General features: G+C 70.0%; 10 protein-coding genes. 9 read left to right on the forward strand and 1 reads right to left on the reverse strand.

Annotated elements, in window-relative coordinates; translation table 11 throughout:
* Nucleotides 1–14: 14 nt before the first annotated feature.
* Nucleotides 15–6,317 carry a non-ribosomal peptide synthetase gene (locus OOK31_RS03045; RefSeq protein ID WP_267010753.1) on the reverse strand — a complete coding sequence of 2,101 codons (6,303 nt, stop codon included), beginning with the start codon at nt 6,315–6,317 and terminating at the stop codon, nt 15–17.
* A gap of 424 nt (nt 6,318–6,741) precedes the next feature.
* Here OOK31_RS03045 and OOK31_RS03050 point away from each other — a divergent pair, with 424 nt between their 5' ends.
* From OOK31_RS03050 to OOK31_RS03090, 9 genes are all read left to right on the forward strand, one after another.
* Nucleotides 6,742–6,906, forward strand: a complete 165-nt coding sequence (locus OOK31_RS03050) for a lysine biosynthesis protein LysW (RefSeq protein ID WP_267010754.1) — start codon at nt 6,742–6,744, stop codon at nt 6,904–6,906.
* The gene (locus OOK31_RS03055) at nt 6,903–7,796 is read left to right on the forward strand and encodes a RimK family alpha-L-glutamate ligase (RefSeq protein ID WP_323188174.1); all 894 of its coding nucleotides are present in this window, start codon (nt 6,903–6,905) and stop codon (nt 7,794–7,796) included. Before OOK31_RS03050 ends, OOK31_RS03055 begins: the two co-directional genes overlap by 4 nt.
* Nucleotides 7,790–8,827 carry an N-acetyl-gamma-glutamyl-phosphate reductase gene (gene argC, locus OOK31_RS03060; protein ID WP_267010755.1) on the forward strand — a complete coding sequence of 346 codons (1,038 nt, stop codon included), beginning with the start codon at nt 7,790–7,792 and terminating at the stop codon, nt 8,825–8,827. Before OOK31_RS03055 ends, argC begins: the two co-directional genes overlap by 7 nt.
* A gap of 44 nt (nt 8,828–8,871) precedes the next feature.
* Nucleotides 8,872–9,717 (forward strand): [LysW]-aminoadipate kinase, encoded by an 846-nt coding sequence (locus OOK31_RS03065; protein ID WP_267010756.1) that lies wholly within the window; start codon nt 8,872–8,874, stop codon nt 9,715–9,717.
* Nucleotides 9,714–10,874 carry a M20/M25/M40 family metallo-hydrolase gene (locus OOK31_RS03070; RefSeq protein ID WP_267010757.1) on the forward strand — a complete coding sequence of 387 codons (1,161 nt, stop codon included), beginning with the start codon at nt 9,714–9,716 and terminating at the stop codon, nt 10,872–10,874. Before OOK31_RS03065 ends, OOK31_RS03070 begins: the two co-directional genes overlap by 4 nt.
* On the forward strand, nt 10,871–11,749 hold the full coding sequence (locus tag OOK31_RS03075; RefSeq protein ID WP_267010758.1) for a transketolase: 879 nt from the start codon (nt 10,871–10,873) through the stop codon (nt 11,747–11,749). Before OOK31_RS03070 ends, OOK31_RS03075 begins: the two co-directional genes overlap by 4 nt.
* Nucleotides 11,746–12,726: a transketolase family protein gene (locus OOK31_RS03080; RefSeq protein WP_267010759.1), complete on the forward strand. Its 981-nt coding sequence runs from the start codon at nt 11,746–11,748 to the stop codon at nt 12,724–12,726. Before OOK31_RS03075 ends, OOK31_RS03080 begins: the two co-directional genes overlap by 4 nt.
* Before the next feature lie 734 nt (nt 12,727–13,460).
* A complete protein-coding gene (locus OOK31_RS03085) occupies nt 13,461–13,628 on the forward strand; it encodes a hypothetical protein (RefSeq protein ID WP_267010760.1) in 168 nt (55 codons plus the stop codon).
* Between the two features lie 191 nt (nt 13,629–13,819).
* Nucleotides 13,820–21,637, forward strand: a complete 7,818-nt coding sequence (locus OOK31_RS03090) for a non-ribosomal peptide synthetase (protein ID WP_267010761.1) — start codon at nt 13,820–13,822, stop codon at nt 21,635–21,637.
* The last annotated feature ends 2 nt before the right edge of the window (nt 21,638–21,639 follow it).

Below are 21,639 nucleotides of genomic sequence, written 5' to 3' on the forward strand. Positions count from 1 at the left end.
CGCGCCAAGAGCGGTTACTGGGCTGCGGTGGGCCTGCGCCGCGCTGTCAGGGCGGGCCGCCGCTTGGGGGTCTGGGCCTGGGTCCGGGTGATGTGCGAGGCGATGCCGGCCACGGTGGGCGTGTCGAACATCGCACGGATGGGCAGTTCCACTTCGAGCCGGTTGCGGACCCGGCTGACCAGTCGCGTCGCGAGGATCGAGTGACCACCGAGGTCGAAGAAGTCGTCGTCGATACCGACCTTCTCCAGCCCCAGCACCTCCGCGAACAGGGCGCAGAGGATCTCCTCCTGCTCGGTCCGCGGGCCCCGGCCATCACCGTCGGTGGGCGCGTGGTCCGGCACCGGGAGTGCCTTGCGGTCGAGCTTCCCGTTCGCCGTCAGCGGCAGCCGGTCCATGAGCACGAAGGCCGAAGGCACCATGTAGTCGGGCAGCGTCTTCTGCAGACGCCGGCGCAGGCCGACCGCATCGGCTTCACGGCCTTCGGCAGCCACGACGTACGCGGCGATCCGCTGGTCACCGGGACGGTCCTCCCGCACGATCACGGCGCAGTGCACGACCTCGGGATCACCATCGAGTGCGGCCTCGATCTCGCCGAGCTCGATCCGGAACCCGCGCACCTTGACCTGGTCGTCGGCACGGCCGACGAACTCCAGGCCGCCGTCGGTGGTCCAGCGCACCACGTCGCCGGTCCGGTACATGCGGCCGGCGTCCAGGGCGAACGGATCGGCGACGAACCGCGTGGCGGTGAGCGACGCGCGATCACGGTAGCCACGGGCCAGACCGGCCCCCGCGACGTACAGCTCACCGGGCACGCCGACCGGGACCGGGCACAGCAGGTCGTCGAGTACGTACGTCCGCAGATCGCCGAGTGCCCGGCCGATCGGGCTCCCGGCCCTGGCGCCGGTCATCTCCTCGGCCAGGGGCAGGTAGCTGACGTGCACCGTCGTCTCGGTGATTCCGTACATGTTGACGAGGAGCGGTGCCTCGTCGGACCGGATGTCGTACCAGTCGGCCAGACCGGGCAGTTCGAGCTTCTCACCGCCGAAGACCACGCGGCGCAGCACCAGTTCGTCCGCGAGCTCCCGGTTCTCCCGGGCCGCCTGGGTGAGCTGCCGGAATGCGGACGGCGTCTGGTTGAGGACCGTCACCCTTTCCCTGGCGAGCAGTTCGAGGAAGTGCGCGGGAGACCGGCTGACGAGCTGCGGGACGACGACCAGTCGGCCGCCGTGGAGAAGTGCGCCCCAGATCTCCCATACGGAGAAGTCGAAGGCGTAGGAGTGGAAGAGCGTCCATACGTCGTTCGGACCGAAGGAGAAGTGTTCCTGCGTGACCGCGAACAGCCGGCAGGCGTTCCGGTGGGTCACGACAACGCCCTTGGGACGGCCGGTCGAGCCCGAGGTGTAGATGACGTAGGCCGGGTGGTCGGGATGGACCGGCACTCCCGGGTCGGTGTCCGGCAGACCGTCGAGGTCCGGCAACGCGTCCAGCGTCAGCAACGGCCGCGCGTCCTCCACCATGTACGCGATCCGCTCCGCCGGATACTCCGGATCCACCGGCAGATACGCAGCCCCCGACTTCAGCACACCCAGGACCGCCACCACCATCTCCGGCGAACGCGGCAGCATCAACGCCACCGTCACCTCCGGACCAGCCCCCCGACCGATCAGATAGTGCGCAAGACGATTCGCCCGCGCATTCACCTCCGCATACGTCAGGGACACGCCCTCAAAGGTCACCGCCACCGCATCCCCACGACACACCACCTGCTCTTCGAAGAGAGCCGGCAGGACGGCGGTGCTGGGCTCGAAGCCCGGGCCGCTCCGCTCCCCCAGTACCTGGCGGCGTTCCTGCTCCGAGAGGATGTCGATCGTGTGGAGGGGTGTGTCGGGGTGGTCGGCGGCGGCGGTGAGGAGACGGGTGAGGTAGGCGGTGATCCGCTCGGCCGTGGCGCGGTCGAACAGATCCGTCGCGTACTGGAGGGCACCGCGAAGGGCTTCGTCCCCTGCCTTGAAATCCCGCTCGAGGATGTTGAACGTGAGGTCGGTTTTGGCGGTGTTGCTGGTGGGCGGGAGGACGTGGGCGGTCAGGCCCGGGAGGGTGAGGGCGGCCTGGGTGGTGTTGTGGTAGGCCAGCGTCACCTGGAACAGCGGGTGACGGGCCAGACTCCGCTGCGGATTGACCGCCTCGACGAGGGACTCGAACGGCAGGTCCTGGTGGGCGTAGGCGGCGAGGTCGGTGTCGCGGACGCGGTTGAGGAGGTCGCGGAACGTCGGATCGCCGGTGGTGTCGGTGCGCAGGACGAGGGTGTTGACGAAGAATCCGACGAGGTCGTCGAGGGCGTCGTCGGTGCGTCCCGCGATGGGGATGCCGATGGGGATGTCGGTGCCCGCGCCGAGACGGGTCAGCGTGGCGGCGATGGCGGCCTGGAAGACCATGAACATGCTGGTGTTCGTCGACCGTGCCAGCGCTGCAAGTTGGTGGTGGGTGTCCGCGTCGATGTCGAACAGGGCCATCGCGCCCTCGTGCGAGGGCTCCGCCGGACGCGCCCGGTCGAAGGGCAGTACCAGCTCCTCGGGTGCGCCGGCCAGGTTCTGCTTCCAGTACTCCAGCTGCCGGGCGAACAACGATCCCGGGTCGGCAGGATCACCGAGCAGATCACGCTGCCACAGCGTGTAATCGGCGTACTGGACCGGCAGTTGCTGCCATACCGGCGGCGTGCCGGCGTCCAGGCGTGCCGTGTAGGCCTGGCCGAGGTCCTTCAGGAACGGGGTGGTCGACCAGCCGTCCGACGCAATGTGATGGGTCAGGACCAGCAGCACCCACTCACCCCCGCCGACCCGGAAAAGAGTGACCCGCAGCGGTATCTCCGCCTGAAGATCAAACACATGACCGGACGCTTCAGCCAGCCGGCCCGCCAGATCTGCTTCCGTGCAGACCACCGTTTCGAACGGCACCACGACATCGGCGGGCCGGATGCCCTGGAAAGCCTCGTCCCCGTCCTCGACGATCACCGTGCGGAGCACCTCGTGCCGGGCGGCCACGTCAGCGACAGCTGCCCGTAGCGCTGTTTCGTCGAGGGTGCCGTTCAGACGGACGACCAGCGGAATGTTGTAAGCGGCACCCAGTGTGCCCAGACGCCCCAGGAACCACAGCCGGCGCTGCGCGAACGACACCCCCACCCGGCCACGCCCACCAGCACCCGCGGTCAGAGCCGGACGCTCACTGGCCCCCGCGTCCATGCCCTCCGCCAGGCCGGCCACCGTCGGACGGTCGAACAACGCCCGCAACGACATCTCCCAGCCCAGCACCGACCGCACCCGCGACGCCAGCCGCGTCGCCAGCAGCGAATGCCCGCCCAACGCGAAGAAGTCGTCATCGATCCCGACCCGCTCCACACCCAGCACATCCGCGAACAGCGAACACAACACCTCCTCCCGCACATCACGCGGACCACGCCCCACACCCTCGACCCCGTACTCAGGAACCGGCAGCCCACGACGGTCCAGCTTCCCGTTCGCCGTCAACGGCAGCCGCTCCAACACCACGAACGCCGACGGCACCATGTACTCCGGCAGCAACCGCCCTGCCAGCACACGCAACTCACCCACCACATCCGGCGCGCCGGCCACCGGCACCACATACGCCACCAGCCTCCGGTCTCCCGGCTGGTCCTCACGCACCACCACCGCCGCATGAGCCACCGACCCATGCCCCACCAGTACCGACTCCACCTCGCCCAGCTCGATCCGGAAACCACGCACCTTCACCTGGTCGTCCGAGCGGCCCAGATACTCAAGCCCCCCATCCGAACGCCACCGCACCACATCACCCGTGCGGTACATCCGCGCACCCGCAGGACCGAACACATCCGCCACGAACCGGCCCGCCGTCAAACCCGGCTGACCCACATACCCACGAGCCACACCAGCACCCGCCACATACAACTCACCCACCACACCCACCGGCACCACACCCAACCCCTCATCCAGCACATACACACGCGTGTTTGCGAGGGGCGTGCCGATCGAGATGTCGGCTTCGTCAGGCGCGAGGCGGGTGGCCGTGGCCCAGATGGTGGCCTCGGTCGGGCCGTAGAGGTTGTAGGCAGTTCCCTCGGCCGTGCGCAGTTGGTCGGCGAGGGCGGGGGGCAGGGCTTCGCCGCCGGTGAGTTTGCGCAGGCCGTGGAGTACGTGGGGGGCTTCGGCGGCGAGCATCTGCCAGGTGGTGGGGGTGGCCTGCATGACGGTGACCTGGTGGGAGGTGATCAGGCGTGCCAGCGCGGCGGGGTCCTTGGCCTCCTCGGAGGCGGCGATGACCACCCGGGCGCCCTGAGTGAGGGGCCCGAACAGCTCCAGCGGGGACATGTCGAACGCCACGGTGGCCAGGGCCAGCCAGTTGTCGGTGGGGGTGAGGGGGATGCGTTGCTGGATGGCGGTCAGGAGGTTGGCGAGGTTGCCGTGGGTGACGGTGACGCCCTTGGGGCGGCCGGTGGAGCCCGAGGTGTAGATGACGTAGGCGGGGTTGTCCGCGAGGGGGGCCGTGCCCGTCACCGGAGCCGCGTCGGGGGTTTCGAGGGCTTCGAGGTCCTCGAGGAGCAGGGGGTTCTGGCCGGTGTGGGGGAGGATGCCGGTGTCCAGGACTTCGCGGCTGGTCAGTACGGCCTGCGGGGTGGCGTCGGTGAGGACGGCCGCGATGCGTTCGGCCGGGTAGCCGGGGTCCACCGGCACGTACCCGGCACCGGACTTGAGGACCGCGAGCAGGGCCACCAGGAGTTCCGGTGAGCGCGGCAGCGCCACCGCCACCAGCCGCTCGGGGCGCGCGCCGAGCGCGGACAGCTGTGCGGCGAGGCGTCCGGCGCGTGCGTCGAGCTGGCCGTAGGTCAGTTCACGGCCGGCGCAGGACACCGCGACCGCGTCGGGATCCGCTGCCGCCCGTGCCTCGAACCGCTCGACCACCGACCCGGCGGCGTCCGCCAGAGCCGTGTCGTTCCACCCCTCCAGCACCGCCGCACGCTCCACCGGAGCCAGCACGTCAAGGCCGTCCACCAGGAAGGAGGTGTGTGCGGGTGTGCCGGCGAGTTCGGCGGCCTGCTCCAGCACCCGCACGAAGCGTGCGGGCTGTGCGGCGGGCTCGTCGGTCTCCAGCAGGCCACGGTTGACGTCGAAGTCGACGAGGAGCGGGCCGTCGGTGGTGCGGGTGTAGGTGGAGATCGACAGGCCGTCGATGCGTCGCTTGGAGATGTTGTGGGCGGTGACCGGGTGGCCGCCGAAGGTGAGCGAGTAGTCGAAGGTCATGACGTTGACGACCGGCCGGAAGCCGCCCGCGCGGCGCAGGTATTCGCCCCGGAACCGCTGGTGCGGGAGCAGTGTTCGCACCCGGTCCGCGGTGTGCCGGAGCAGTTCGGGGAGGGTCGTGCCGGGGGGCAGGGTGAGGGTGAGGGGGACGCCGTTCATCATCATCGCCGGGGTGCTGCGGGCGAGTGGCGTGGTCCGGGCGGTGACGGGGAGTTCCATGGCCGCGCACCGGGTGCCGGAGGTGGCCTGGAGGTGGCGGCCGGTCAGTGCGATGAGCAGCCGGGACAGGCTGACGCCGAGGTCTGCGGCCAGGGTGCGCAGGGCGTGGGTGACGTCGGTGGGGACGGTGGCGGTGAAGCGTTCGAAGTCCGACGGGCCGGCCAGTGGGGGCCAAGTGCTGTGTTCGCGGGCCGGGTCGGCGTCGCGTTCCGCCTGCCAGAATTCCTCGTCCTGCTTGAAGGCGGCGGAGGAGTCGTACTCCTTCTCCTCCAGGAGGAGTTCTCCCATCGTGCCGAACCGGCCGGCCGGTGCCGTTTCGCCGTGGGTCGCGGCGGTGTAGAGCTCGGCGACCCGGCGGGCGAACAGTGCGGCTCCGAACCCGTCCATGACGATGTGGTGGTAGCCGTGGTACCAGAGGTGGCGGTCCGCGGAGAGCCTGAACAGGGCGAAGGAGAAGGGGCGTTCGGTGAGGAGGTCGGGTACCCGGCCCAGGTCTTCGGCCATCCAGCGTTCGGCGGCGGTGCGCGGGTCGGGCAGTGCGCTGAGGTCGGCGATGTGAACGTCGGCGTCCACGTGGGGGGCGACGTACTGCATCGGGCCGTCGGTGGATTCGATGAACTTCAGGCGCAGCGTGTCGCTTTCGTCGACGGTCTGTTGCAGGGCGGCTCGGAAGGCCTGGGTGTCGACGGGCCCGTGGATCTCCAGGTATTCACCCGGCCGGAAGAGGGGCTCGCCCGGCGCCAGCTTCTGCGCGTACCAGATGCCGGACTGTGCGGCCAGCAGCGGCAGCAGAGAGTTTCCCATTCCGTTTTCTCCCACGATGGTGAAGCGGCCCGTTCGTCGATTGCCGGGGCCGGGCGTACGGCGGAATCCCTGGCCTGCCGGATGGCACGGCCGCTTCCGGTCCCCGTGGCAGGAAGTCTTGTCGTCCGCTCGCGCGAGCACCATGAGGGCGCGTTGTCAGGAGGTCGCCCCGGCAAGTAGCTGCCAGACGAAGCCTGATGCGGGACGGCGGAGCGACACGGCGCGGGGTGGCCGTCGACGCCGCGCTTACGGCGCGGCAGTGGATGTCGACGCGGCGGCTCCCCCCGGCTTCATCGGGGCAGTGGATGTGGCGGGTGTGCGGTGCGGGCTCTACTGGTGATCGTTCGGCAGGGGTCGAACGTCGAGGCCGGCCGGGCCGAACAGCGGATCCGGCCCGGGCCACACCCACATCGAGGAGTGACAAGTGATCGCGTGCCCTGAGTGCGAGGCGTCCGTCGTCGTCGGCGATGCGCCGCGGGTGAGTGAGATCGTCGAGTGCGGCGACTGCTCCACCGAGCTGGAGATCCTTTCCGTGGAGCCGCTGCAGGTGGCGCTGGCCCCCGAGATCGAAGAGGACTGGGGCGAGTGACGGCGGGCGGTGTGGAGGCTTCCTTCGCGATGGTGGCCTCGCGGGTCCGTACGGACGAGAAGCGCCTTCTCGACGCGTTCGACCGGCACGGGCTGCGGTGCGAGGTCATCGACAGCCGCCGGTTCTGGCAGGCGCTCGAAGCGGATCCCGTGCCGCACTTCGGCACGGGGCGGCCGCGCCGCGTCGTGCTGAACCGCGAGATCGGACACGCGCGGGCGGTGTACGCGGCCCGCGCTCTGGAGTCGGTGAACGCGGTGGTCGTCAACTCGGCGACCGCGACCGAGGTGTGCGGGGACAAGTACCGCACGTCGCTGGCTCTGCGGGCCGCCGGGCTGCCCACGCCGCGTACGGCGCTCGCGCTGACGCCGGAGGCCGCGATGGACGCCTTGGAGGCGATCGGCTATCCGGCCGTGGTGAAGCCGCTCACCGGTTCGTGGGGGCGGCTCGTGAGCCGGCTCCCGGACCGGGAGGCCGCCGAGACGGTCATGGAGTACATCGCCGCGCTGCCGGGGGCGTCCTCGCACCTGGTGTACGTGCAGGAGCTGGTCGCGAAGCCGGACCGGGACATCCGGGTCGTGGTCGTCGGAGGCCGGGTCGTCGGTGCGGTGTACCGGCGCGGCGGCGGATGGCGTACCAATGTCGCCCGGGGAGCGGAGACCGTGCGCTGCACGGTGACCGCGGAGATCGAGAAGCTGGCGGTCGAGGCGGCCCGGTGTGTCGAGGCGGACATCTCGGGGGTCGATCTCATCGAGGACGCCGACGGCGGCCTGTCCGTCCTCGAAGTCAATCACGGCGTGGAGTTCACGGGATTCCAGCGCGCCCTCGGCGACTCGGTGCCCGTGGCCGATGCCGTCCTGGACCATCTGAAGGAGAGAGCGGCCTCATGCTGAGAGCGGCCATCGCCGGGGCTTCCGGCTACATCGGCGGCGAACTGCTGCGTCTGCTGCTCGGCCACCCGCACGTCGAGGTGGTGGCCGTGTCGTCCGACAGTCTCGCGGGCCGGCGGGTCGACGGGCCCCACCCGAACCTGCGGGGGCGTTCGGAGCTGCGTTTCGTCGCCCACGAGCGGCTGGGTGCGGGCGGTGTCCGCTACGACGTGCTGTTCCTGGCCATGCCGCACACCCGGACCATGCTGCGGATGCCGGAGTACCTGGCGCTGGCGGACGTGGTGGTCGACCTGTCGGGGGACTTCCGGCTGCGGGATCCGGCCGTCTACGAGGCGTACTACGGGGTGCCGCACGCGCAGTCCGCGCTGATCCCGGAGTTCACCACGGGGCTGCCGGAGTGGCACCGCAAGGAGCTGGCGGGCAGTGACCGCATCTCGGTCCCCGGCTGTATGGCGGCGGCCGGGATCCTCGCGGTGCGGCCGGTCGTCGAGGCGGGCCTGGTGCAGGGCACGGTCCGCCTCGACGCCCGTACGGGGTCCAGCGGGTCGGGGGTGTCGGCCGGTTCGTCCAATCTGCACGCCGAGCGCAGCGGCGCGATGCGGGTCTTCGCCCCGACGGGTCACCGTCACGAGGCGGAGATCGCACAGGCCACCGGTCTGCCCGTACGGATGACCGCGACCGGGGTGGAGGCGGTGCGCGGGGTGCAGGTGGTGGCGCGGGCCCGGCTCGTGGAGGGCGCGGCCGAGGCCGATGTGCGGGCCGCGTTCCGTTCCGCGTACCGGGACGAGCCGTTCGTGCGCGTGGTGGCGCACAAGCGGGGCGCCTACCGGCTCCCCGAACCGAAGATCCTCTCCGGGTCGAACTTCTGCGACGTCGGCTTCGCCGTGTCGGAGCGCAGCGACGAGCTGGTTCTCGTCGGCGCGCTCGACAACCTCGTGAAGGGCGGCGCGGGCAATGCGGTCCAGTGCCTGAACGTGCGGTTCGGCTGGCCGGAGGATGCGGGGCTGGAGTTCACGGGCCTGCACCCGAACTAGGCCGTCCAGCCGGACGGACGACGCGAGAGCTGAGGGAACAGCCGATGGGACAGAAGACGATCGTGGTCAAGTGCGGGGGCAATGCCGCCGTGGACCAGGCGGCCGTGTGCCGTGACGTGGCCGCGCTGGCGGCCGAGGGGTGGGGCGTCGTCCTCGTGCACGGCGGTTCCGCCGACATCGACGCGCTCGCCGAACGTGTGGGACTGCGGCAGCGGAAGCTGACCGCCCCCGACGGGGTGTCGACCCGGTACACCGACGAAGCCACGCTGCGGGTGCTGCACATGGCGCTCACGGGGGTGACCAAGCCCCGTCTGGTCACCGAGCTCGCCGCGGCCGGGGTGTCCGCGGTCGGCCTGACCGGTATCGACGGCGGACTGCTGCGTGCCCGCCGTAAGACGGCGCACCGTACCGTGGTCGACGGCCGCCCCCAGGTGGTCAGGGATCAGCACAGCGGCCGTGTGACCTCGGTCAACGCGGACCTGTTGCGAAGTCTGCTGGCCGACGGCCATCTTCCGGTGGTGTCCCCGCCGGCGCTCGCCGAGGACTTCCGTCCGGTGAACGCGGACGCCGACAGGGTGGCGGCGGCCGTCGCCGCCGCGCTGGGCGCCGACGTCCTGGTGATGCTGACGGGCGCTCCCGGTGTCCTCGCCGACCCGGCGGACGAGAGCTCCGTGCTGGCCGAGTGCCCGGTCCCGCTCGACGGGCCGCCGCCGGTCACGGGCGGCGGCATGGGTCTGAAGCTGGTGGCCGCCCGGGAGGCACTGGCCGGTGGAGTGCCGCGGGTGCTGGTCGGTGACGGCCGCGCCGCCGATCCCGTACGCTCCGCCCTCGCCCGCGGCGTCACCCGGATCGTCCTCGGCTCCCCCGACACGGACGGAGTCCTCCGATGACCGCGGTCGTCCCGGTGTCCCGGGGTGCCGTGCCGTGCCCGGAGCCGTACGCGATCGGCCTGTTGCGCAGCATGCTGCGGATCCCGTCCCCCTCGTGCGGGGAGGCCCCGCTCGCCGGGCACCTCGTGACCGCGATGACCGAGCTGGGGTTCACCGCGGCCCGCGTCGACGAGGCGGGCAACGCCGTCGGCGAGATCGTCCGCGGGGACGGTCCCACGGTGATGCTGCTCGGCCACATGGACACCGTCAGCGGCGACGTTCCCGTACGCGTCGAGGGCGACCGTCTGTACGGGCGTGGCGCGGTCGACGCGAAGGGCCCGCTGGCGACCATGATCTGCGCGGCGGTCAACGCCTCCGGTTTCCGCGGCCGGCTGGTGGTGGTCGGCGCGGTCGAGGAGGAGACGCCGGGGTCGCGGGGCGCGGTGTTCGTCCGGGAGACCCACCGTCGGCCGGACGCCCTGATCGTCGGTGAGCCGAGCGGCTGGGACACGGTCGTCCTCGGGTACAAGGGCAAGCTCGACCTGCGCTACCGGGTCCAGTGCCCTGCGACGCACCCCAGCAGTCCGGCTCCGCAGGCTGCCGAGCAGGTCGCGGCGGGCTGGCACACCGTGCTCGCCGTACTCGGCTCGGATCCCGCCGACCCCCGTGGGGGCGGTTTCGACCGGCCCACCGCGACCCTGGTGTCCGTCGCGGGGGACCCGGCGTCCGCCGAAGCCGAGTACAGCGTCCGCACGCCGCTCGGCTACGACAGTGACGGTCTCGTCGCGGAGCTGCGGAGCCGGCTGCCCGCTCAGGGCGCTCTGGACGTCGTGGGCTCGGTGGCCGCCTGCCGTACCGGGCTCGGTGACCCGGTCGTGCGGTCCCTGTCGGCGGCGATCCGCTCGCGGGGGGCCAGGCCGCGCATGAAGGTCAAGTCCGGGACCTCGGACATGAACACGCTCGCCGAGGCCTGGGAGGTCCCGATGGCCACCTACGGTCCCGGGGACAGCTCCCTCGACCATGCCGACGACGAGCACATCGTGCTCTCCGAGTACCTCGACGGCATCGGCATCCTCGCGTCCGCCCTGGAGGACATCGGGCGGCGGCTGGGTACCGGGCGGGACGCCGACGCGCCCGCCCCCGTAACGGCCCTCGTCACGGAAGGCGGCGAACGATGACCACGACCACTCTCCCGCAGACCCCCCACCGGGACACCGTGATCCCGGACGCGCTGCTGCGCGAGCACGCCCGTCGGATCCGCGGGCACGTCGCGCGGATGTGCGCCAACCCGGAGGGCGGCCACCTGGGCGGCTCGGTGTCCATGGCGGAGATCCTCGCCACCCTCTACCACGCGGAGCTGCGCATCGACCCCTCCTCCCCCAAAGCCCCGGACCGGGACGTCCTCGTCCTCAGCAAGGGCCACGGGGCGCTGGGACTCTACGCGGCACTCGCGGGCCGCGGCTTCTTCCCCGAGGAACTCCTCACCGGCTACGGCAGCCCCGACTCCCCGCTCACCGCGCACCCCAACCCGGCGTTGCCGGGCGTCGAGATGCCGACCGGCTCCCTCGGCCACGGGCTCGCCCTGGGCGTGGGCACGGCCCTCGACTTCCGCCTGTCCGGCGCCGACCGGCGTTGCTTCGTCGTCCTCGGGGACGGGGAGCTGCAGGAGGGATCGGTGTGGGAGGCCGCGATGATGGCGAGTGCCCTGCGCCTCGGCCGGCTGGTCGCCGTCGTCGACGCCAACGGCCTGCAGATCACCGGCCCCGTCACGGCGGCGATGGGCGAACCGTGCCTGACGGACCGGTGGCGCGGATTCGGATGGGCCGTGCACGAGGTCGACGGGCACGATCCGGCCGAACTGCGTGCCGCGTTCGCCACGGTGCCGCGCGCCGACGGGCTGCCGACGGTGGTGATCGCCCGCACGGTCAAGGGGCGTGGTTTCCCCCAGGTCGAGGGGCAGGCCCGCAGCCACTACGCACGACTGACGGACCGCCAGGTGAAGCGGGCACTGCGCGTGCTCGACGACGAACAGCAGAGGAGTGCGGCGCTGTGACCGACACGACGACCACGGCGGCGGTGACGGCCCCGCCCCGCGCGGGGCGGGAGATCTACCGGGACACCCTGGTGGAGCTGATGCGGCGGGACGAACGCGTCGTCTGCCTCGACAGCGACACCGGCCTGTTCAACGGTGTCGAGTGGGGGGACGAGCGGCCCCGCTACATCAACGTGGGCATCGCGGAGCAGGGCCTCATGGGTGTCGCGGCGGGACTCGCGAAGGCCGGCCGGATCCCTTACGTGAACACCATGGCGACCTTCGCCGCGACCCGCGCCCTGGAAGCCGTCAAGCTCGACATCGCCCTGAACAACCTGCCCGTGCGCATCGTCGCGACGCACGGCGGTCTCTCCGCGGGCCACCTCGGGTCGACGCACCACTCGCTGGAGGACCTCGGCGTGATGCGCATGCTCCCGAACATGACCGTGGTCACGCCCGCCGACGGGCCTTCCACTCCGGAGCTCCTGTCGCAGGCCCACGCGCTCCCCGGACCGGTGTACGTGAGACTCGGGCGCAAGGCCACACCGGATCTCCCCCCGGGCGCGCCGCCGGTCGTGATCGGCCGTGCGCAGCGCCTGCGCGAGGGCGCGGACGCCACCCTCGTCGCGGTGGGTTCCCTGCCGGTCCTGACCGCGCTGGACGCCGCGGACCGCTTGGCGCAGGACGGCGTCGACGTGACCGTCCTCAACATGCACAGCGTCAAACCCCTCGACGTGGATGCCCTGACGGCCGCGGCGCTGGGGCCGGGGGGCATCGTGACGGTGGAGGAGCACTGGGCGGCCGGTGGACTCGGATCCGCGGTGGCCGAGGCCGTGTGCCGCCTGGGGCGCGGATGCTCGGTGCGGACCGTGGCCGTCGGGGACCACTTCGCCGCCGGTACCGGTGGCCACGGGCATCTGCTGTCCCGGAACGGCATCACCGCGGACGCGGTCGTCGCGCACGTGAAAACCGCTTTGCGTGCGCCGATCTCGGCCTGAACACAGCGTTTTTCGTGGGAGGAGTGGACCGGGCGGCCAATGGGGCGATAACGTGCGTGCCGTTTGGCCCGGCACATCATTGCGGGCCGGTCGTCCGACCGGCCCGCACACTGATCACGCCCGTTCCGGCCGAAGTGGACCGCCTTTCCGTCCACACCCCGCTCTCGTAATGACCGGGCACTGGGAACGAGAACCAGCCGCGATGCCGGCCCACTCCCCCACATCAACCCTGTCGTTCGACCACTCTCCCTTTCGGAGGAGTAGGCATCACATGTACTTCGTACAAGCCCATATGGAATACCTCGACGCATCCGATCCGGTGAGCATCCGGCGTCGGCTGCTCGGGTACGCCACCCCTGACCACCACCTGCAGCACGTCTACGTCCGGTGCGAGGAAACGCACGTCAGCGCGGTGTTCTTCCTCCTGGCACCGGACCTCGCGCGCGCCGAGAGCTCGGCCCAGTCACTGTGCCTCCTGGACCTCTATCCGGAACCGGCCCCTCCCAGGGGCCGGTTGTTGTCGTGTACGGCCACATTTGCCCCGTCTTTCGGGCCTTCCCTGCCCGGAGAGCCTCCGTCAGGAAGCTGACACGCCCCAGGACGCACCCGTGACAACGAGCTGCCGTGACAGGACCCTGTCGCCGGAACCTCTTTCACACCCCCTCGTCCGTTGCCAAGAATGCAGTCATCAGCAAGAAGCACCACGCATTCCAAGAACCACGGGGGAACACCAGATGTCTGCCATCAAGAAGCTCTTCACCGTCCCTGTCGCCGCCGTCGCCACCGCTCTCCTCGCGCTCACGGTGCTGTCGCAGTCGGGTGAACTGGAGTACCAGGCCACGGATTCCGCGCCGATCACCGCGTCCGTCGCCGACTCGAAGGACAACAACGGCTGGGACTGACCGGAAGAACTCCCGGTAGAAGTCCCGCCTTTCCTTCTCTTCGCTCTCTTCGCTCTCTTCGTTCTCGCCCTTCTTCGGCGATTCCTCGCCCGGCACTCTCACTTTTCAGGCGAACACTGCCCGGTCCGCATCCATGCGTGTGACAAGTGCAACCGGATATTTCGTGTTGCCTGCCAACGTATGGAGATTTGATGATTCCTCTGTCGTTTGCTCAGCGTCGACTGTGGTTCCTGGGCCGGTTCGGTGCGGCGGGTTCGGCTTACAACATGCCGGTGGTCGTTCGCCTGAAGGGTGCGCTGGACGAGGCGGCCCTCCAGGCCGCGATGGGTGATGTGGTCGGCCGGCACGAGGTGCTGCGGACGGTGATCGCCGAGAGTGAGGGCGAGCCGTTCCAGGACATCCGTCCTGCGGATGTGGCAGTGCCGTTCAAGTCGGTCGTCTGCACGGAGGGCGAGCTCGCGGGCCGGCTGTCGGAGGCGTCCCGCCATGAATTCGACCTCCAGACCGAGATCCCGTTGCGGGTGACGGTGTTCCAGGTCGGGGCGGGTGAGTGGGTGCTGCTGGCACTGATGCACCACATCGCCTCCGACGGCTGGTCGACGGCGCCGTTCCTGAAGGACCTCGGGCAGGCCTACACGGCACGCCTGGACTCGGGTGCGGCGCCGGTGTGGGAGGAACTCCCCGTCCAGTACGCCGACTACACGCTCTGGCAGCAGGACCTGCTCGGCGAACCCGCCGACGCCGACTCCCTCTTCGCACAGCAGCTGGAGTACTGGAAGCAGACGCTGGCCGGCGCGCCGGAGGAACTGGCGCTGCCTGTCGACCGGCCGCGTCCGGCGGAGCCCTCGCACGAGGGCGCCATGACTCTGTTCGACATCGACGCGGACACCCACCACCAGCTCGCAGCGCTGGCACGGTCGACGAACACCAGCATGTTCATGGTCTTCCAGGCCGCCATCGCCGCCACGTTGACCCGACTCGGCGCGGGCACCGACATTCCCATCGGCATCCCCATCGCCGGACGCACCGACGACGCCCTCGACGACCTCGTCGGATTCTTCGTCAACACCCTCGTCCTGCGCACCGACACCACCGGCAACCCCACCTTCCGCGACCTCCTGACCCGGGTCCGGGACACGGACCTCGCCGCCTACGCCCACCAGGACCTCCCCTTCGAGTCCCTCGTCGAGGCGGTCAACCCGCAGCGGACCCTGGCCCGCCACCCCGTCTTCCAGATCATGCTCGCGTACCGGAACGAGCCTGCGAAGACGGAGCATTTCCGTGGCCTCAGCTCAGAGGTGGAGCGCTCGCTGGGCGGCCAGATGAAGTTCGACCTCGAATTCTTCGCGGTGGAGCGTGCGCACGACGGCGGTGTGGCGCGAGGCGTGGAGTTCGGTCTGCAGTACGCCACCGATCTGTTCGACCACGCCACCACCGAGCGCCTCGTCGGCTACCTCACCCGGCTGATCAGCGCGGTTGCCGCTGATCCCGATCGGCTGCTGCTCGACGTGGACATCTTCGACAGCAGTGAGCGCCGGATGCTGACCCACGAGTGGAGCACCGGTCGCATCGTGTCCCTGGAGGACGAGCCGTCCGTCATGGCGTTGTTCGAGGCGCAGGTCGGCCGGACTCCCGACGCACCCGCGCTCACCCAGGACGGCGTCACCCTCACCTACGCCGAGCTCAACGCCCGCGCCAACCAGCTGGCCCACCACCTCATCGAGCACGGCGCCGGCCCCGAGCACCACATCGCCCTCGTCCTGCCGCGCTCCATCGACCTCGTCACCGCCACCCTCGCCACCCTCAAGGCCGGCGCCGCCTACCTCCCCCTCGACCCCGACTACCCCGCCGACCGCATCGCCTACACGCTGGAGGACGCGCGGCCGTTGCTGACGCTGGACGCGCTGCCGGACCTCGACGGTCTGCCGGACACCGATCCGGGTGTGCCGGTCCACCCCGACCACCCCGCCTACACGATCTACACGTCAGGCTCCACCGGCCGCCCCAAGGGCGTCACCATCACCCACCACAACCTCACCCACTACCTCCACAACTGCCGCACCCTCTACCCCACCCTCAACCACACCACCACCCTCCACTCCCCCCTCACCTTCGACCTCACCGTCACCGTCCTCCACGGCACCCTCACCACCGGAGGACACCTCCACATCACCAACCTCGAAACCACCCCCACCACACCCACCACCTTCCTCAAAGCCACCCCCAGCCACCTCGACCTCCTCACCACACTCCCCCCCACCCACTCCCCCACCCACCACATCGTCCTCGGCGGCGAAGCCCTCCACGGCACCAACCTCCGCAACTGGCGCCAAACCCACCCCAACGTCACCATCCTCAACGAATACGGACCCACCGAAACCACCGTCGGCTGCACCACCCACCAAATCAACCCCGACGACCCCATCCACGACGGCAACGTCCCCATCGGTCGCCCGGTCCAGAACATGCGTGTGTATGTGCTGGATGAGGGGTTGGGTGTGGTGCCGGTGGGTGTGGTGGGTGAGTTGTATGTGGCGGGTGCTGGTGTGGCTCGTGGGTATGTGGGTCAGCCGGGTTTGACGGCGGGCCGGTTCGTGGCGGATGTGTTCGGTCCTGCGGGTGCGCGGATGTACCGCACGGGTGATGTGGTGCGGTGGCGTTCGGATGGGGGGCTTGAGTATCTGGGCCGTTCGGACGACCAGGTGAAGGTGCGTGGTTTCCGGATCGAGCTGGGCGAGGTGAGCGCCGCCCTGATCGCGCACGAGGGCATCGAGCACGCCGCCGTGATCGTGCGCGAGGACCAGCCGGGTGACAAGCGGCTGACGGCCTACGTGGTCGCGGCCGACAACGCGCCGGCCGTGAACCTGGCACGACTGCGGGAGCACGCCAAGAACTTCCTTCCCGAGTACATGGTGCCGTCGGCGTTCGTGATGTTGGAGCGGCTGCCGTTGACGGCGAACGGGAAGCTGGACCGTCGTGGGCTGCCGGTGCCCGAGTACGGGGTCGAGGGTGTGGGGCGTGGTCCGCGTGATGTGCGGGAGGAGGTGTTGTGTTCGCTGTTCGCGGATGTGCTGGGTGTGGAGCGGGTCGGGATCGATGACGAGTTCTTCGCGTTGGGCGGGCATTCGCTGCTGGCGACGCGGCTGGCGTCGCGGGTGCGGTCGGTGCTGGGCTGGGAGATGTCGTTGCGGGCGTTGTTCGACCGTCCGACGGTGGCCGGCCTGGTGGAGGTCATGGACGCGGGGGCCAGTGAGCGTCCGGCTCTGACCGCGGGTGCTGGTGGGCGTGGCCGGGTGGGGGTGTCGTTCGCTCAGCGCCGGCTGTGGTTCCTGGGGCGTCTGGGCACGCTGGGTGCCGCTTACAACATTCCGCTGGTCGTCCGTCTGGACGGCACCCTCGACGAAACAGCGCTACGGGCAGCGGTGGGTGATGTGGCCGCCCGGCACGAGGTGCTCCGCACGGTGATCGTCGAGGACGAGGACGAGGCTTTCCAGGGCATCCGGCCCGCCGATGTCGTGGTGCCGTTCGAAACGGTGGTCTGCACGGAAGCAGATCTGGCGGGCCGGCTGGCTGAAGCGTCCGGTCATGTGTTTGATCTTCAGGCGGAGATACCGATCCGTGTGACGGTGTTCCAGGTTTCGGAGCGGGAGTGGGTGCTGCTGGTCCTGACCCATCACATTGCGTCGGACGGCTGGTCGACCACCCCGTTCCTGAAGGACCTCGGCCAGGCCTACACGGCACGCCTGGAAGCCGGAACCGCACCCGAATGGCAGCAACTGCCGGTCCAGTACGCCGATTACACGCTGTGGCAGCGTGATCTGCTCGGTGATCCTGCCGACCCGGGATCGTTGTTCGCCCGGCAGCTGGAGTACTGGAAGCAGAACCTGGCCGGCGCACCCGAGGAGCTGGTACTGCCCTTCGACCGGGCGCGTCCGGCGGAGCCCTCGCACGAGGGCGCGATGGCTCTGTTCGACATCGACGCGGACACCCACCACCGCCTCGCAGCGCTGGCACGGTCGACGAACACCAGCATGTTCATGGTCTTCCAGGCCGCCATCGCCGCCACGCTGACCCGTCTCGGCGCGGGCACCGACATCCCCATCGGCATCCCCATCGCGGGACGCACCGACGACGCCCTCGACGACCTCGTCGGATTCTTCGTCAACACCCTCGTCCTGCGCACCGACACCACCGGCAACCCGACGTTCCGCGACCTCCTCAACCGCGTCCGCGACACCGACCTCGCCGCCTACGCCCACCAGGACCTGCCGTTCGAGTCCCTCGTCGAGGCGGTCAATCCGCAGCGGAGCCTGGCCCGTCACCCGCTGTTCCAGGTGACGCTGGCCTACCACAACACCACCCAGGCCGCCCTCACCCTCCCGGGCCTGACCGCCCACGTCCTCCCGCCCACCAGCAACACCGCCAAAACCGACCTCACCTTCGCCGTCGCCGAACGCGAGGACGGCAGCGGATCCGGCGGTTTCAAGGGAGCACTCCAGTACGCGATGGATCTGTTCGACCGCGCCACGGCCGAGCGGATCACCGCCTACCTCACCCGTCTCCTCACCGCCGCCGCCGACCACCCCGACACACCCCTCCACACCCACGACATCCTCTCGGCCGACGAGTACCAGGCCCTCGTCACGGCTCACGGCAACAACGCCGACGGTGTCGCCGTGATCGAAGGGTCGCTCCACGAGCGGTTCGCGGCTCAGGTCCTGACCCGAGCGGAAGAGGTCGCTGTCGAGGCAGCGGATGGCCGTGCGACCTTCGGCGAGCTGGATCGGTTGTCCAACCGGGTCGCGCACCGGCTGCTCCGGGAGGGCGTGCGTCCCGAGGACCGCGTGGCCGTTCTGATGGACCGCTCCGTGGCCTCCGTCGCCGCGGTGCTCGGTGTGGTCAAGGCGGGTGCCGCGTACGTCCCGCTGGACGACCGGCTTCCCGCAGAACGCATCCGTCTGGTTCTCGAGGAAACCGCTGCCCGGACCGCACTCGTCGACCGTCCCGGTCGTCTCGATCCGTCGCTCCCGGTCAAGGCCGTCGTCGTCGACGGCATCCATGGCCTGGCCGACGAGACGGACTCCGACCCCGGGATCGCGTCTGCTCCGGAGCAGGTCGCGTACGTGATGTTCACGTCCGGCTCCACCGGTGTACCGAAGGGCGTGTCGGTCACGCACGCCAATGTGCTGGCTCTCGTCGACGACCCGTGCTGGCGCGAGGAGTCGCGCGCGAAGGTACTGCTGCACTCTCCGAGCACGTTCGACCCGTCCACGTACGAACTGTGGGGCCCACTGCTGACCGGCGGTGTCATCGTCGTGGCACCGGCCGGCGACATGAACGTGGAAGTCCTCGCCCGGACCATCTCCGACCACGGGGTGACCGGCCTCATGGTGGCGGCCTCCGTCCTGCGGCTGCTGGTGGAAGAGCACCCGACGTGCCTGGCCGGCGTCCGGGAGATCTGGAGTGGCGGCGAGAGCATGTCGCCGCAGGTCGTGAAGCGCATCTTCGAGGCCAACCCCGGCATCCGCGTCACCAACAGCTACGGACCGACCGAGACCACACTGTGCGCCGTCCACCACACGCTCACCACCTCCTCCGTCCTCGGCGACCGCATTCCCATTGGTACCCCGGTGGGGAATACGGGTGTGTATGTGCTGGACGGGTCGTTGTCGGTGGTGCCGGTGGGTGTGGCGGGTGAGTTGTATGTGGCGGGTGCGGGTCTGGCACGCGGCTATCTGCGGCGTGCGGGACTGACCGCGGAACGCTTCGTGGCGGATCCGTTCGGGCCGGCGGGGACTCGTATGTACCGGACCGGGGACCTGGTGCGGTGGCGGGCGGACGGGACGCTGGACTTCCTGGGCCGGGCCGATGACCAGGTCAAGGTCCGCGGGTTCCGGATCGAGCTCGGCGAGATCGAATCCGCCCTCGCCCGGACCGGGGGTGTCGCCGCGTGTGTGGTGGTCGTGCGTGAGGACCGGCCCGGTGACAAGCGCCTGACCGCCTACGCCGTCCCCGCCCTGGGAGCAGTGGTGGATGCGGGCCGGCTGCGGAAGGCTCTGCAGGAGTCCCTGCCCGACTACATGGTGCCGTCCGCGTTCGTCACTCTCGAGGCGCTGCCGCTGACCGCGAACGGCAAACTCGACCGCAACCGCCTCCCCGCCCCCACCACCCCGGCCGCAGACGCGGGCACCGGGGGCGATGGTCCGCGCAACGCGCGCGAGGAGGTTCTGGCCGCTCTGTTCGCGCAGGTGCTGGGGGTGGAGCGGGTCGGGGTCCATGACCGGTTCTTCGAGCTGGGAGGTGACTCGATCACCTCGATCCAGCTGGTCTCCCGGGCCCGCCGCCACGGCCTGGTCCTGCGCCCCAAGGACGTCTTCCTCCACCAGAGCGTCGCCGAACTCGCCACCGCAGCCACCGACGAAACCACCCAGGACAACACGGATAGCGAAGACGTGTGGGAGGGATGGGGCGAGATGCCCCTCACCCCCGTCATGCACTGGCTCCTCGGTCTGGACGGCCCGGTCGACCAGTTCAACCAGTCGGTCCTGCTCACCACCCCGCCCGGTGCCACCTACCAGCACATCGACCAGGCACTGACCACGGTCCTCGACCATCACCACAGCCTCCGCGCCCACCTGATCCACGACCCGGAGCAGGACACCTACCGCCTGAACATCCCCGAACCCGCTCCCGGGGTCCTCGCCAGTGAACGCGGGATCCTCACCCGTGTGCTCCTGCCCGCCGAGGGCGAAGCCCGGATCCATGCCCTGGACGCGCAGGTGACGGCTGCGCTCTCACGTCTGGACCCGGCCGGCGGGCGGATGGTGCAGGCCGTGTTCCTCGACCCCGGCACCCCCGCCGCGAGCGGACGTCTGCTGATCACCGCGCACCACCTCACCGTCGACGGCGTGTCCTGGCGGATCCTGCTCCCCGACCTCGCCACCGCCTACACCGCCCACCACCACGGCCAAACCCCCCAGCTTGATACGGCCGGCACCCCGCTGCGCCAGTGGGCCCACCAGCTCACCGAACTCGCCGCCACTCAAGCCGTCCAGGACCAGACCCCCTACTGGAGCCAGGTCCTCACCCCCGCCGACCCCACACCCGCCCTACGCCCCCTTCACCCCGCCCGCGACACCACCGCCACCCAGCAGCACCACACCCACACCCTCGACACCCACCACACCCAAGCCCTCCTCACCACCGTCCCCGCCGCCTACAACGCCGGCATCAACGACATCCTCCTCACCGCCTTCCACCTCGCCCACACCGAATGGCGCCGCCGCCACGGCCACCCCACCCCCCACGGCACCCTCATCGACCTCGAAACCCACGGCCGCCACGAAACCCACACCGGCGCCGACCTCACCCGCACCACCGGATGGTTCACCACCTTCCACCCCCTCCGCCTGCCCAACACCCCCACCACCTGGCACAACCTCAACACCCCCCACAACAACCTCACCCACACCATCCAAACCGTCAAAGAACACCTGCGCACCATCCCCGACGACGGCATCACCTACGGCCTCCTCCGACACCTCACCCCCCACCACCCCCTCACCAACCACCCCACCCCCCACATCAGCTTCAACTACCTCGGCCGCACCACCACCAACAACAGCCACACCAACACCAACAGCCAGGCACACAACCCCACATCAGCCACCCCCACCACCGGCTACTTCACCACCGCACCCGAAACCCCCCACCTCAACCCCCACAACCCCAACGACCACATGCCCACCCCCCACACCATCGCCATCAACGCCGCCACCCACGACCACCCCGACGGCCCCCGCCTCACCACCCACATCACCTGGCCCAACACCCTCATCAACCCCACCCACATCCACGAACTCACCACCCTCTACACCCAAGCCCTCACCACCATCACCACCCACACCACCACCCACCACACCCCCACCCACACCCCAAGCGACCTCCCCCTCGTCACCCTCGACCAAAACGAAATCGACCAGCTCGAAGCTGAGTGGAGCGTGTCCTGATC

This window comes from Streptomyces sp. NBC_00249 (assembly GCF_026342355.1).
Taxonomy (GTDB): Bacteria; Actinomycetota; Actinomycetes; order Streptomycetales; family Streptomycetaceae; genus Streptomyces.

Excerpts from the sequence above, each read along its gene's own strand:
- OOK31_RS03045 (WP_267010753.1), bottom strand. The coding sequence starts at position 6,317 with ATGGGAAACTCTCTGCTGCCGCTGCTGGCCGCACAGTCCGGCATCTGG.
- argC (WP_267010755.1), top strand. The coding sequence starts at position 7,790 with ATGCTGAGAGCGGCCATCGCCGGGGCTTCCGGCTACATCGGCGGCGAA.
- OOK31_RS03065 (WP_267010756.1), top strand. The coding sequence starts at position 8,872 with ATGGGACAGAAGACGATCGTGGTCAAGTGCGGGGGCAATGCCGCCGTG.
- OOK31_RS03070 (WP_267010757.1), top strand. The coding sequence starts at position 9,714 with ATGACCGCGGTCGTCCCGGTGTCCCGGGGTGCCGTGCCGTGCCCGGAG.
- OOK31_RS03075 (WP_267010758.1), top strand. The coding sequence starts at position 10,871 with ATGACCACGACCACTCTCCCGCAGACCCCCCACCGGGACACCGTGATC.
- OOK31_RS03085 (WP_267010760.1), top strand. The coding sequence starts at position 13,461 with ATGTCTGCCATCAAGAAGCTCTTCACCGTCCCTGTCGCCGCCGTCGCC.
- OOK31_RS03090 (WP_267010761.1), top strand. The coding sequence starts at position 13,820 with ATGATTCCTCTGTCGTTTGCTCAGCGTCGACTGTGGTTCCTGGGCCGG.